13 protein-coding genes are annotated in these 14,056 nt (G+C 43.1%); 1 reads left to right on the top strand and 12 read right to left on the bottom strand.

Going from position 1 to position 14,056, the window contains the following annotated elements; genetic code table 11:
• The 6 genes from ACYQ2C_RS12540 to cydP form a co-directional block, all read right to left on the bottom strand.
• A complete protein-coding gene (locus tag ACYQ2C_RS12540) occupies positions 1-1,056 on the bottom strand; it encodes a response regulator (RefSeq protein WP_460103054.1) in 1,056 nt (351 codons plus the stop codon).
• A gap of 652 nt (positions 1,057-1,708) precedes the next feature.
• Positions 1,709-2,068 carry a cyd operon YbgE family protein gene (locus ACYQ2C_RS12535; protein ID WP_460103056.1) on the bottom strand — a complete coding sequence of 120 codons (360 nt, stop codon included), beginning with the start codon at positions 2,066-2,068 and terminating at the stop codon, positions 1,709-1,711.
• A gap of 9 nt (positions 2,069-2,077) precedes the next feature.
• Entirely contained in the window at positions 2,078-2,194 is a 117-nt protein-coding gene (gene cydX / locus ACYQ2C_RS12530; RefSeq protein WP_460050623.1) for a cytochrome bd-I oxidase subunit CydX, read from the bottom strand.
• 158 nt (positions 2,195-2,352) lie between these two features.
• Positions 2,353-3,489: a cytochrome d ubiquinol oxidase subunit II gene (gene cydB, locus ACYQ2C_RS12525; protein ID WP_460103059.1), complete on the bottom strand. Its 1,137-nt coding sequence runs from the start codon at positions 3,487-3,489 to the stop codon at positions 2,353-2,355.
• A 10-nt stretch (positions 3,490-3,499) separates the two neighbouring features.
• The gene (locus ACYQ2C_RS12520) at positions 3,500-5,092 is read right to left on the bottom strand and encodes a cytochrome ubiquinol oxidase subunit I (protein ID WP_460050619.1); all 1,593 of its coding nucleotides are present in this window, start codon (positions 5,090-5,092) and stop codon (positions 3,500-3,502) included.
• 20 nt (positions 5,093-5,112) lie between these two features.
• Entirely contained in the window at positions 5,113-5,298 is a 186-nt protein-coding gene (gene cydP / locus ACYQ2C_RS12515) for a cytochrome oxidase putative small subunit CydP (protein ID WP_460050617.1), read from the bottom strand.
• Between the two features lie 443 nt (positions 5,299-5,741).
• Here cydP and ACYQ2C_RS12510 point away from each other — a divergent pair, with 443 nt between their 5' ends.
• Positions 5,742-7,127: a sigma-54 interaction domain-containing protein gene (locus ACYQ2C_RS12510; protein ID WP_460050615.1), complete on the top strand. Its 1,386-nt coding sequence runs from the start codon at positions 5,742-5,744 to the stop codon at positions 7,125-7,127.
• A gap of 422 nt (positions 7,128-7,549) precedes the next feature.
• Here ACYQ2C_RS12510 and ACYQ2C_RS12505 read toward each other — a convergent pair whose 3' ends face one another.
• From ACYQ2C_RS12505 to ispG, 6 genes are all read right to left on the bottom strand, one after another.
• Positions 7,550-7,990 carry a YqaA family protein gene (locus tag ACYQ2C_RS12505; protein ID WP_460103062.1) on the bottom strand — a complete coding sequence of 147 codons (441 nt, stop codon included), beginning with the start codon at positions 7,988-7,990 and terminating at the stop codon, positions 7,550-7,552.
• Between the two features lie 29 nt (positions 7,991-8,019).
• On the bottom strand, positions 8,020-9,420 hold the full coding sequence (der, locus tag ACYQ2C_RS12500) for a ribosome biogenesis GTPase Der (RefSeq protein WP_460050611.1): 1,401 nt from the start codon (positions 9,418-9,420) through the stop codon (positions 8,020-8,022).
• A gap of 236 nt (positions 9,421-9,656) precedes the next feature.
• Positions 9,657-10,796: an outer membrane protein assembly factor BamB gene (gene bamB / locus ACYQ2C_RS12495; protein WP_460103065.1), complete on the bottom strand. Its 1,140-nt coding sequence runs from the start codon at positions 10,794-10,796 to the stop codon at positions 9,657-9,659.
• A 5-nt stretch (positions 10,797-10,801) separates the two neighbouring features.
• Complete coding sequence (locus tag ACYQ2C_RS12490) at positions 10,802-11,485, bottom strand: YfgM family protein (RefSeq protein ID WP_460103068.1); 684 nt, start codon at positions 11,483-11,485, stop codon at positions 10,802-10,804.
• Between the two features lie 120 nt (positions 11,486-11,605).
• Positions 11,606-12,889: a histidine--tRNA ligase gene (hisS, locus tag ACYQ2C_RS12485; RefSeq protein WP_460103070.1), complete on the bottom strand. Its 1,284-nt coding sequence runs from the start codon at positions 12,887-12,889 to the stop codon at positions 11,606-11,608.
• Between the two features lie 44 nt (positions 12,890-12,933).
• On the bottom strand, positions 12,934-14,043 hold the full coding sequence (gene ispG, locus ACYQ2C_RS12480) for a flavodoxin-dependent (E)-4-hydroxy-3-methylbut-2-enyl-diphosphate synthase (protein ID WP_460050603.1): 1,110 nt from the start codon (positions 14,041-14,043) through the stop codon (positions 12,934-12,936).
• Positions 14,044-14,056 lie beyond the last annotated feature (13 nt).

Genomic DNA, 14,056 nt, shown 5'->3' with positions numbered 1-14,056 from the left:
TTATTCGTCGCTTAAAACGTAAGATAAACGTGAGTTGATAGACGCCATCGATTCCGCGGTAAACAGCAGCAATACATCGCAAATAATGTCGTGACTTTCGATAACGTAAGTAACTTCAATGGTGAGTGTTTTTGTCCACTTTCCGGTATTTGCTGAAATTAAATTACTAATGCTGGAGTGACGTCCTAAAACGGTTGGATAACCCTGACTGAACGACAAATCTAATTGCTCACCTAATCCATTTAGAATAGCGCCTAATAATGCGCTAGATAAATCGGTTAAGACTTCAATTTGTACCGACTCTAATTCACCGGGTTGCTTCATTAATTCGGCCATATTAGCGAAAGAACTGTCGCTGAATAACAGTAATGCTTCACCGGCGATACCTCGACTAATAAACCCCTGACACACCGCTGACACGGAATCATCATCGGCAAAGGCAAGTGCCATCAATAACTCACTGGCCTCAAGCATAGCAACTTTAGGAATGGGTAGACTTACAAACTCGCCGGTTAATCGTGCTAATAAATCTCCGGCCCGGCCCATGGCTACGTTGGTAATTTCTTGATAGCAGTCGAAAATTTCTGCTTGATCGGCAAGACTTAAACTGTCTTTTTTGGCGGTTTTAACGGTAGATGATTTTGACTCTTCCGGATTTTTAGAAACATTAAGAGCAGCTTTTGGCGCCAACTTATAGAGCTTATGGTCTAACAGTACTTTCTCAATTTGATCAGGAGTAGACGGCTTACGGATAAAATCCAATGCTCCTAGCTCCATAACCCGTCGTCTGGCCTCCTCTTGAATATCGCCAGACACCACTATCACATCGACGGTGATACATTGCTTTTTAATTTCGGCGAGGGTTCCAAAACCGTCGAGCTCTGGCATGGTTAAATCTAAAAATAGAATGTCACCCAAGCCGTCGTGCATTAAATCAAGAGCTTGTAAGCCATTTTCAGCAAAGTCGATCGACACCTCCCATTCTTTTGGCAAGCAGCGCGCCAGCTGTTTTCTCGCCATGTTAGAGTCGTCACAGATAATGACTGATACGGTCATAGGTTATGTAAAATCATCGTCGAAATTTAATACGGTAAATAGGGATGTTCGACTCAATCTTTAATCTCATATTTGACCAAGCCACGTAAAAGTATCCCAATACTTAAATCAGTCTAGTAGATATTTGTAGGTTGACCACGAACTTAAAACACAAATTGTTAATATTTGCGAAACGATATGAAACAAGGAAGGAAGATTCGTTAAATAGTTACTTTAGGAACCTCTGATTAACTCATCCTTGATTTAATCAGAGGGCAGAAATTGAAAATGTGATTTCCAATTTCTTCACAATTTCAATCACTTACACTTCTTGAAATTGGCGACACATCCTTGTGTCGCGAGAAACTCTAGGTTGATCAGAGTTTCCTTTAAAGAGATTCTTAAACGAAGTTTGCGCGTAACAGCAGGAAATTAATCCAGAAATCTTAGCAATAGAAAGCTCTAATTAGCACCGAATTTTCAGCAGTAAAAAAGAATTGCCGACTATCTCAAAAAACGTAAGTGATTGAAACTAAGAAGAAATAGTACACAGCATTGCGAATTATGCCCTTGGATTAAATCACAAAAGCGTTAATCAAGGTTCCAGCATATGATTAGATATTTGGTAAGTCTCTTTAAATTATGAAAACCTTAACCGGTAATGCAGTGCTAGTTAGAACCACCAATAGATGGATAAAAACAAGATAGGCCATGCCACAAATGGGCTGAACAGAGCCCACCAAAACCAGTGTCTCGGAACAAACCCCACTCCATGAATAAAACCGCCGGAAATACCGAGCATACTTAACATCAGTAAACTGTGATTAACTTCGTGGGCTTCTTCGGCAATAAGCTGGGGAACAATCATTGCAACCCCAGCTAACAATATCGCCAATACAAACGATACCAACCGAGCAAATCCGCCATAAAAAAATCGTATAACGTATGGCTGATGACCAATTTCTTGGTTATCAGTACCTTGGTTATTAACGGTTTGGTTATCGATTTTTAAACCGCTGTCGGATTCGCTCATACGTTAAACCTAATTTTTTACATCAGAGTCGCGATCTAAGTTTTCGTTAACTTCCAACCAGAGGGCATTGATAATGCCAAAGGAACAAGCCAACAGAACACCTAAAATCCAAGCAAAATACCACATAATATTTACCTGTTTTCTTTCAGTTATTTAAGTTTTCAACCAAGTGAGTGGCACTCATTTCGAAAACTTAATGTTGTGTATTGGTGTATGTTTGTATTCTGGTTAATTCATCAACCCATTAACCAGAAAATTCTTACCCAAAAAAGTTGTACTCAAAGCTAGTAGGTACCAAATTTGTTGTCTTCAACAAACTTGGTTGAAACACGACCCCACATTTTGTAGTAACCCCACAAGGTGTAACTCAACACAATTGGCACAAAAATAATGGCCACCCAAAGCATAATGTTGAGCGTTTTTTGGCTTGAGACAACATCCCACATAGTCAAACTTACCGACGGATTAATGCTTGAAGGCATAATAAACGGAAAGAGACTAAACGCAGCGGTTAAGATAATTCCAGCAATAGCAATAGAGCTAAACGTAAAGGCAAAGCCCGGTTTATTCAGTTTTGATAAAAATGCAGTCGCTAATAAAGAAACTAGAGCGATTACAGGCGCAAGCATAAATAGCGGATATTTACCGTAATTAGCAAACCATCCAGACTCGACCTCAACCACGGTTTTCTGCAAAGGCGTTACCACACCGGCGGTCGTTTTAATATCGACGATATCCATACCGGGCATAAAGTAAACCCAGATACCCGCCAATATAAACAACACAAATGTAGCAAGAGCGGTAATTTGCGCTACCGATCGAGAACGCAAATAAACATCGTCGTCGGTTCGCATTTGCAAAAATACAGCGCCGTGCATTGCTAACATAATAACGCTAACCAATCCGCATAAAATAGCGAAAGGACTTAATAACTGCCAAAAAGAACCTTCGTAATAAGAGCGTAAATCGGCATCAATGGTAAACGGTAATCCTAAAAATAAATTACCAAAGGCAACACCAAACACTAACGCTGGAATTGCACTACCTGCGGTTAATAACCAGTCCCAATTGTTTCGCCAGCGAGCCGTTTCAATTTTTGATCGATACTCAAATCCCACTGGACGGAAAAAGAGCGCGAACAAAACCAACAATAACGCCCAATAAAGTCCACTAAAGGCAACGGCATAAACAATTGGCCAGGCAGCGAAAATTGCACCACCGGCGGTAATAAACCAAACTTGGTTACCGTCCCAGTGCGGGCCAACGGTATTTAGCATGACTCGGCGTTCGTTATCGGTTTTACCAACAATTTTTAGCAGGCTTAAAACGCCCATATCAAAACCGTCGGTAACAGCAAAACCAATCAATAAAACACCCACCAACAGCCACCAAATTATTTTTAATAACTCATAATCAAACATGGCTTACTCCTTAATGTGCGCCCGCGTTAGTTAGTGGTGCACCACCTTCGTGGGATTCAATTTCGTGATGGTAACGTCCGGTGTGTAGCGCACTTGGGCCAAGTCTTGCGAACTTGAACATCAAATACATTTCTACCACGAGCAGCCCAGAATAAAACACGATAAATCCGGTGAGACTCATCCAAATATCTGCCTCTGATCGAGTCGAAGCCGACAAGGCTGTTGGCAACACTTCACCAATTGACCATGGTTGACGACCAAACTCAGCCACAAACCAACCCATCTCACAAGCAATCCAAGGCGCAGGTAAACAAATCAACAAGGCTTTTAACAACCAGGTTTGTTTTTCTGCAGTGTGTCGAGTGGCAAAATAGAACGATAGGCCAATTAAGGTCAGCATTAATACGCCTAAACCCACCATAATTCGGAAGGTCCAGAACATGGGAGCAACTGCTGGAATGGTAGATTTTGCGGCAGCTTTAATTTCTTCGTCAGTCGCATTCTCGATGTCATCACGGATGCGTTTTAACAGCAATCCATAACCAAGATCGTCTTTTACGTCTTCAAAAGCGGCTTTGGTTTCTTCGCTCTCATCGCCAGCACGAAGTTGTTCAAGTAATCCGTAGGCACCAATACCCGAACGAATTCGATCTTCGTGTTCAACAATCAGATCTTTAATACCAGTGACTTCTTCGGTTATCGAACGTGTGGCGATTAATCCCAATAAATAAGGGATTTGCAGGGCGGCATCGGTTGTTTGCGTTTCTTCGTTAGGAAAACCAATTAACGTGAAAGCCGCCGGTGGTTCATGGGTCTCCCACTCAGCCTCAATGGCCGCTAATTTGGTTTTTTGTACGTCGCCAAGCTCGTAGCCCGACTCGTCGCCCAACAAAATTACCGACAAAATCGACGCTAATCCAAAACTGGATGCAATAGCAAACGACCGGCGGGCGAACGGTAAGTCGCGTTTTTTAAGCATGTAGTAGGCAGAAATTGCCAATACAAACATGGCTCCAGTTACATAACCCGCAGATACGGTATGCACGAACTTAACTTGCGCAACAGGATTTAGAATAATTTCGCTGAAGCTCACCATTTCCATGCGCATGGTTTCGTAATTAAACTCTGCACCCACCGGATTTTGCATCCAACCGTTTGCAATCAAAATCCAAAGTGCCGATAAATTAGAGCCCAAGGCTACCAGCCAAGTCACAATAAGATGCTGAACTTTAGTGAGCCGGTCCCAGCCGAAAAAGAATAAACCAATAAAGGTAGATTCTAAGAAAAACGCCATCAGCCCCTCAATGGCCAGTGGCGCTCCAAAAATATCACCGACGTAATGTGAGTAATAAGCCCAGTTGGTACCAAACTGGAATTCCATGGTTAAGCCTGTAGTAACACCTAACGCAAAATTAATTCCGAACAGTTTTCCCCAGAATTTAACCATGTCCTTATAGATCTGCTTGCCTGTCAAAACGTAAACCGATTCCATAATGGCAAGAATAAAGGTCATGCCTAAAGTTAAAGGCACAAATAAAAAATGATAAAACGCGGTAATCGCAAATTGTAGCCGCGATAAGTTAACAACCGATTCTTCAATCATAACTACCCCAATAAAGACACTTACTCAGGCTGACTTTCGGACTTATCTATTCCAAGGTGACTTTCAATCCCCAACTCTTGAGACTTAACATCCACCGGATCAGAAAAAAACATCCACTTAATGGCAAAAATAACAACAAGTTTAATGACTAAAACAACGGCCAACTCTTTAACTAAAGGTTGGGTTAACCAAGAGTTTTTGAACAAGAGAACACCTCTGAAATGCTCGTGACCTAACAGTGCCGAAATTGTCGTTCAATTAGACTTACGTCGTCTGTTAGAGCAATTACCGCTCCAATAAAAGTTGATATAAATCAATAGTTTTGAAGAGAATTTTAATGCATAAAATAAACACATATTCTATTTTTTGAATATCTCGAAAAATAAATAGTTATTTAATTTCAATAAGTTACGTTTTTTAATAAGGTTTCAAAAAAAACTTATCGAGAATCACTTTAAACAACACATTTGGCCTTTTTTGTTTAGCACAAAAAACAGACGTTTGCTTTTTATCAAAACCTTGTCGAATTTGGCAAACTATGTCATTTTTGACATAGCCAGTTCTGGATAGAGATATTTAAAATAACCACTCTTTAACTTATTCAGATTACGATTTTCAATGCGATTAGATTAAGCTCACGGATACACTCATGCCATTGCCGAAAACACCGCAAAAACTACAGCAGCAACTCGACGAACAAGAAACACCAGCTGCGTTGTTAAATAGCCAATACAAAATTATTGCCGTGAATGAATTATACGAGCAAGAATTTGGTACCCAGGCCGTAAACAGGTTTTGTTATGAGGTTTCTCACGGTTACAACAAACCCTGTGACCAGGCCGGCGAAAGCTGCCCGTTGAAATCGGCCATCGGTTCAGGGCAATCGCAACGGGTTCTGCACATTCACCAAACCAAACAAGGGCCAGATCACGTTGATGTCGAAGTCACGCCGGTAAATTCACCACGGCCCGGAAAATTATTTTTAGAAACCATGCGATTCGTAAATCGCGCTGGTGACGAACAACATAAAATTCTCGGCTTAAGCCCAACGTTTACCGAAGCACTCTCATTGCTCAATCGTGCAGCCAAGTCAAATATCAGTGTTTTACTACTGGGCGAATCCGGCACCGGCAAAGAACTCGCGGCGCGCTATTTACACTCACACAGTAAACGCAAAGACAAACCCTTCGTGGTGGTTGAATGCTCGGGATTATCAGAAACTTTGTTTGAGAGCGAATTGTTCGGTCACGAAAAAGGAGCTTTTACTGGCGCCATTCACAAAAAGCACGGACTGGTAGAAGCCGCAAACGGGGGTACGCTGTTTTTAGATGAACTTGGTGATGTGCCTTTGCCCTTACAGGTAAAATTATTGCGTTTAATTGAAACTGGTAGTTATCGCCCGGTGGGATCTATTACTGAGAAGCATGCAGATTTTCGATTAATATGCGCAACCCACCAAAACTTGGAACAATTAATTGCCGAAGGTAAATTTCGCAAAGATTTATTTTATCGTGTCAGTCCTTTTCCGGTAATTTTGCCGCCGTTAAAAGAAAGAACAGATGATATCGAATTACTCAGCAATCATCTTTTATCGCAAATGGAAGAACCATTAAAGCTTTCTCAAGCAGCTTTGAACTATTTAAAAACCCAAAGCTTTCCTGGCAATATTCGCGAGCTTAAAAATATTTTAGCGCGCGCAGCCATTTTATGCGACGGAGATTTAATCGAGGTAAAGCATTTAGACACCAATTTAAAGTCAAAAAAACAATTGGAAGACTTATCCGCACGTGCGACAGCAAATATTAATTTCAACTATGCCGCTAACAAGAATACAACGGGTGTCAATAATGGAATTAATAACCCAACAAACCCCTTTAATAGTGATCAACTCGTAACCTTAGAAACACTGGAAAAACTGTATTTAAAATACGTCAGTAGCCGCTATTCGGGAGACAACAAACACCTAGCAAAAGCGTTGGGTGTAAGTGAAAGAACTCTATATAGAAAACTGAGAGAAGCTCAAGAAAACGAATAAAAACGATGAATTAATACTTAAGAACCTCCGATTAATTCATCCGAAACTTAACCAAAACACATCCTTATGTTACTGGAAACTCCAGGAAACTCTGATTAACCTAGAGTCTCTCGCGACACAAGGATGTGTCGCCAATTTCAAGAACTGTAAGTAATTGAAATTGTGAAGAAATTGGAAATCACATTTTCAATTTCTTCCCTCTGATTAAATCAAGGATGAGTTAATCAGAGGTTCCTCTAGATTAATTAGAGGAAACTCAGATTAACCAGAGTTTCTCGCGACACAAGGATGTATCGCCAATTTCAAGAACTGTAAGTAATTGAAATTGTGAAGAAATTGGAAATCGCATTTTCAATTTCTGTCCTCTGATTAAATCATGGATGAGTTAATCAGAGGTTCCTAGAGTTTCTCTTGTCTTAAGACTAAGTATTACTCGCTATTAAATACATAATAGCCGCATAGCGAGTAAATTTACCCGCTAACACCAAGATCAAAAATGGCAAAAACTTTATTCTGAGTACACCGGCAACAACGGTAATAGGATCGCCAATGATGGGTACCCATGCAAACAACAAAGACCAGTAACCATATTTTTGATAGCGTTGCTCAGCCTTCTTAAATTGTTCGGGCTTTAAACGTAGAACCTTCTCAACCAAATAATTACCACCGAAATAACCAAGGCCGTAATTTGTACAGGAACCCAATACATTACCCACGGTTGCGAACAACAATAACAACGCTCCACTATAGCCTTTCAGATACAACACCGACAGCAAGCCTTCGGAGCTAAAAGGTAAAATAGTGGCTGCTAAAAATGCGCTAAAAAATAAACCAAGATAAACCCATAAATCAGCTAATATCATGGTTTATGCTACGCAACTCGTGCTGTAAATTATTGCTTAGGACGCTTTTTTAAACGAGCCTGAACACGCTCTTTCTGCGTTATTTGTTTGTAATTACGTTTAGTTGCTTTGACCGCATAAGGGTTGTCGCTGGTTTTAAATTCAATGCGTAACGGCGTACCGTGTAAATCAAGAACGCGACGGAAGGTTTTTTCTAGGTATCGCTTGTAGTGCGCGGGAACGGCATCGGTTTGGTTGCCGTGAATAATAATAATCGGTGGATTGTGTCCGCCGGTATGAGCGTAACGCAGTTTTATTCGGCGACCATTAACCAACGGTGGCTGATGAACAGAAACCGCATCTTCGAGGATTCGCGTCAGTTGATTGGTCGAGAATTTATCGGTTGCTGAACGATACGCACGCTCGACCGACTCGTATAAATGGCCGACATTGGTACCGTGCAAGGCAGAAATAAAATGTAGGTCGGCAAAATCAACGAATTGCAATCGACGCTCTAGATCGCGTTTGATTTTCGCTTTGTGTTCAGCGTCAAGGCCATCCCACTTGTTTAAAGCGATCACCACACCACGACCCGCCTCAATCACCTGCCCCAGCAAATGCAAATCTTGATCAACAACCCCTTCACTAGCATCCATCAACAAAACAACAACATTTGCGTCGTTAATGGCTTGCAAGGTTTTAACAATGGAAAATTTTTCAACGGTAAGAGAAACGTTTTTACGACGACGAATACCCGCAGTATCGATGATGGTGTATGGAGTTCCTTCGCGCTCGTAACGAATGTAAATACTGTCACGAGTCGTTCCGGGCATATCAAAGACCACGACTCGATCTTCACCGAGCATACGGTTCACAAGTGTTGACTTACCAACATTTGGACGACCAACAATGGCGATTTTAACACCGTCGGCTTCATCATCTTCAACTATCTCGTCGGGCTCCGGCAGTTCATCAAGCATGGCCTGCATCAAAGAGCGAACACCTCGACCGTGCGTGGCCGTGGTTGCATGCAGTTCGCCAAGCGCTAACTCATAAAACGGCGCCACGGCAACATCGTGATTGGCACCATCAATTTTATTAGCAACCACCAACACTTTTTTACCGGTTTTACGCAGATGATTTGCGATCATTTCATCGGTATTGGTCAATCCGGCTCGGCAATCCACCACAAATAAGACCAAATCAGATTCATCGATTGCGGCTAAAGATTGGCCTGCCATTAGAGAATCAATGCCCTGCTCTTCGCCACTTAGGCCGCCGGTATCAACAACCATGCATTTGCGGCCCAGTATGTCAGCCTCGCCGTATTTGCGATCACGAGTCAGGCCCGCAAAATCTGCCACCAGCGCGTCTCTGGTTTTAGTGAATTGATTGAAGAGCGTCGATTTACCAACGTTTGGTCGTCCGACCAAGGCGATTACTGGAAGCATTTAATTTGATTTACCGAGAAGGTGTTCTGTTTACAAGAATTTAGAGATGAGTATAGATTCGATTGGGTATTGAAATAAAGTAACTATGACCAGAGGTGGTGCAATTGTCACCTCTGGCCATAGAAATAAGAAGTACTGTGTCCTCAGAAGCTATTTAAGCCCTTAGTAACTGTTTAGCTGTTTAGTTAGGTCTAAAAACTCATTAGGCCCTTGGAAAACGTACTTCTAAATTGCGGTTAAGACTTAGCCTCAACTTGAACGGCATGCAGCGAACCGCCGTTATCAAGCACGTACAAGGTACCACCAAATACAACTAACGGAGAGCGAATGCCTGCACCACTAACATGGGTACGGCCGCGATACTCACCACTTTCGGCGTCTAGAGCGTGCACATAACCGGCGTCATCGCCGATTAAAACAAAGCCGTTAAGAGTCACTGGGCCGGTTAACTTGCGACGCAACATTTGGTCGTTAGTCCAAACATCTTCACCATTGGCGACATTGTAAGCTTTAACTTCGTCGTTATCGGCGGTCATAAAAACCGAGAAGCCGTTGGTTGCCAAGCCGTAATATGTTGATGCGTCTTTAGCCCATAAACCACGACCGGTTGAACGACTGATAGCAACAATGCGTCCTTGGTAGCTGGCGGTAAACAACAAATCACCCAGCATTAAAGGAGTTCCATCGATATCAACCACACGTTCTAGATCACTGCGACCGCTGGGAATAGCAACACGTACGTCCCATTGGGCGATACCATTCCGTGGATTAATACCAACTACCTTACCGCTATCAAATCCAGCGATGACTAGAGTTTCTGTCACCAATGGCGCTGCTTGACCCCGAAAGGTTAGAAGAGGTGCGGTGTTATCATACAACCACAGGCGCTCGCCAGTTTCGATGTCCAGCGCGTGTAAACGACCATCAATGGTATGAACTACAGCAATTTTGCTGTTTAACTGTGGGGCTGATAGCACCTCGGTGCTAACCATGTGCCGCCATTTTTCTTCGCCGGTATCGGCGTTTAAGGCAATCACTTCACCGTCGTAGGTACCCACCACCACGGTAGAGGCGTTTGCGCCAACACCGCCAGATATGCTCTTGGCCACTTTGGTTTGCCAAAGCTTTGTGCCTTTTAAAGCGTCATAAGCACTAACGCGACCTTTAGTACCCGCAGTGTAGGCACGACCATTGGCAAGTGCGGGCGTAAGCAAGGTGTAGAGTTTTTTCTGACCTGCGCCGCCGTCTCGGCTCCACAGTTTTTTGAAACTCACAGCGCTTTCGTGCTTAACAAGCGGCAATGGTTTCAATTCTTTTGGAGTACTGGAACATGCGGCCAAAACTAAGGCCGCGAAAAAAATGATTGCAAAACGCATTAAACTTATTCCGCCTCAGCAACTGAACTCGAAGAAACAGCCTGCTCAGACAATTTCATTTCTATAAAACGACGACGATTTGATTGTTGGTCACTTAAGCTCGATAGTGCCAATTGATAAGACTCCGAAGACTTAGCGCTATCACCTTTGGCGGCATAAATATCGCCGCGCAACTCTGCGTAGGAGCTAACCGCCGCAGGTTTAGGCGCCTTAGCTACCAATGCCAAAGCCTCATCAAATTTTTCTTTGGCGACATACAAGCGAGCCAAACGCGGATCAATAACGATATCAAGTTCTGCGTCGTCGTTGTTTTTCTTCGCCCACTCAAGATAAGTGATGGCAGAATCTAAAGAACCTTTCTCAACATCCAGCTTGGCCATCATTAAAGCACCAGCAACAGAATAATAACTGCCGGAAAATCCTTCTTGAAGTTGCTTACCCAGGCTAATTGCGCGATTGTATTTGTCTTCATCAAGCGTCTCACCGGGTGCCAAGGTAGAGCTATCAAGCATGCTTTGGTACAAACTGGATGCTTCTTGCTTTTGCTGAATCTGATGTTTTGTCCATGCCTGCCAACCAAAATAACCGGCAATTGCAGCTAAAACCACGATTACGGTGAACTTACCGTTTTCGCTCCACCATCGCTTCAGCGACTCAATTTGTTCTTCTTCTGTTAGGTGTGTAGCCACACGTATATCCTCTAATACTTTTTATACTGAGCTGGTCGATTATGGTTAATATTGTTAGGTATTAACTCGACGAAGCAATTACTCGTTCCTAAGTAGCCAATACAACTTTTGCGAGACGCGCTATTTTGACGATTGAAACAAGCTTTGCAACCTTTCGGTCACATCTGAGAGATTTAAAGTCAGTTGCTCGCTGTCATCACGCAGACTTTTTAAGACGACCTGAGCAGCACTGGCCTCATTTTCACCCACAATTAGCGCCCATTTAGCACCGCTTTTGTCGGCTTTTTTCAATTGACTCTTAAAGCTGCCGCCACCGCAGTGATTAACCAGTTTTAAACTAGGCAATGCATCACGAATTGATTCGGCCAGACCTAAAACATAACTTTGAACATTACCTACGCCGCACAGATACACGTCGGCACTGATATCCAACTCAGACGGAATCAACTTCAGCTCTTCGAGTAACAGCACCAAACGTTCCGCCCCCATGCCAAAACCAACGGCGGGAGTTTCTTTGCCGCCAAGCTGAGCAGTAAGGCCATCGTATCGACCGCCAGCGCAAACAGTGCCTTGGGCACCCAATTTATCGGTTACCCACTCAAAAACGGTTTTGTTGTAATAATCTAGGCCGCGCACTAATCGCGGATTAATTTCGTAACGAATTCCCAAACCGTCCAAAAGCGTGAGCAACTGTTGAAAGTGCTCGCGACTGTCTTCATCTAGGTAATCGGTGAGAACCGGCGCCTGATCAAGCAAGGCTTGTGTTCTCGCGTCTTTGCTGTCGAGAATGCGTAAAGGGTTGGAATCGAGGCGGCGCAAGCTGTCTTCGTCGAGTTGATCTTTGTATTGAGACAAATAATCGACTAATGACTGCTTGTAATTAGCTCGCGCCAACAGACTACCGATGCTGTTCAATTGCAGAGTGACAGCGTCCGTTAGGCCGAGTTTTTTCCAAAGACGCGCGGTCATGGCCAACACTTCAACATCTATGTCTGGGCCATCAAATCCAAAAGCCTCAACACCAAATTGATGGAACTGACGCAAGCGACCTTTTTGAGGTCTTTCATGGCGGAACATTGGCCCAAAGTACCAGAGCTTTTGGGTTTGGTTGTGCAGTAAACCATTTTGCTCACAGGCACGAACGCAAGACGCAGTGTTTTCAGGTCGCAAGGTCAGGCTTGAGCCATCGCGATCTTCAAAGGTGTACATTTCTTTTTCAACAATATCGGTAACTTCACCGATAGATCGTTTGAACAGCTCGGTCTTTTCGAGGATTGGCGTACGAATAAGTCGATAACCGTAGGTTTCGAAAACTTCAGACACTACACGCTCGACGTACTGCCAAGTAGATGATTCACCGGGCAAAAGATCGTTCATGCCGCGAATGGATTGAATTTTACTCACAATTTATTGCTCAATCGGTGTTCAAAAATATCTAAATTTTTAAATTATGCTTTAGCAATCAGCTGATCCAGCTGTGCTTGCTTGCTTTTGGCTTTCTCTCTAATCAAACGCTCTAAATCATCAACAAGATTATCGTTCGCCAACTTAGAATTCGGTTCGCCATCAATGTAGATCAAATTTGGCTGACCACCGGCTAAACCAAGATCAGCTTCTTTCGCTTCACCGGGGCCGTTAACTACGCAGCCGATAACGGCAACATCCATTGCCGTAGTGATATCTTCGAGACGAGTTTCTAACTCGTTCATGGTCTTAATCACATCAAAGTTTTGGCGCGAACAGCTAGGACAGGCGATAAAGTTAATGCCTTTTGAGCGTAATCGTAGACTTCTTAATAAATCCCAACCCACTTTCACTTCTTCAACAGGATCGGCCGCCAGAGAAATACGTATCGTATCGCCAATGCCATCCATTAATAACGCACCAAGGCCAACCGCTGATTTTACCGTTCCGGATCTTAAGCCGCCGGCTTCGGTAATGCCCAAATGCAGTGGCTGCTCAATTTGAGTCGCAAGCTTACGATAAGCCGCAACGGCCATAAAAATATCCGATGCTTTAACGCTGACCTTAAAGTTCTGAAAATCGTATTTATCCAAAAACTCCACATGACGCATGGCGGATTCCACCAAGGCATCAGGTGTTGGCTCGCCGTATTTTTTTTGCAGATCTTTTTCTAAAGAACCTGCATTAACGCCAATGCGAATTGGGATATTTTTGTCTTTTGCTTTTTCAATAACCGCCTGAATGCGCTTTTCACGGCCAATATTACCGGGATTGATACGCAAACAATCAACACCTAAATCAGCAACTCGCAGCGCAATTCGATAGTCAAAATGGATGTCGGCCACCAAAGGTACGGTGACACGTTTGCGAATTTCACCAAAAGCCTCTGCCGCTTCAAGCGAAGGAACCGATACACGAACAATATCTGCTCCAGCGTTTTGAATTCTCTGAATTTGATCGACAGTTGCCAATACATCCGTAGTTTCGGTGTTGGTCATACTTTGAATCGAAATAGGTGCATCACCACCTACGGGAACATCGCCCACCATAATTTGGCGCGACTTGCGTCGAGTAATCGGAGATTGAAACTGCATATTTAGCTCTGGG

The sequence above is a fragment of the Sessilibacter sp. MAH3 genome (assembly GCF_054658275.1).
This window is presented reverse-complemented; position numbering and strand designations above follow the sequence as displayed.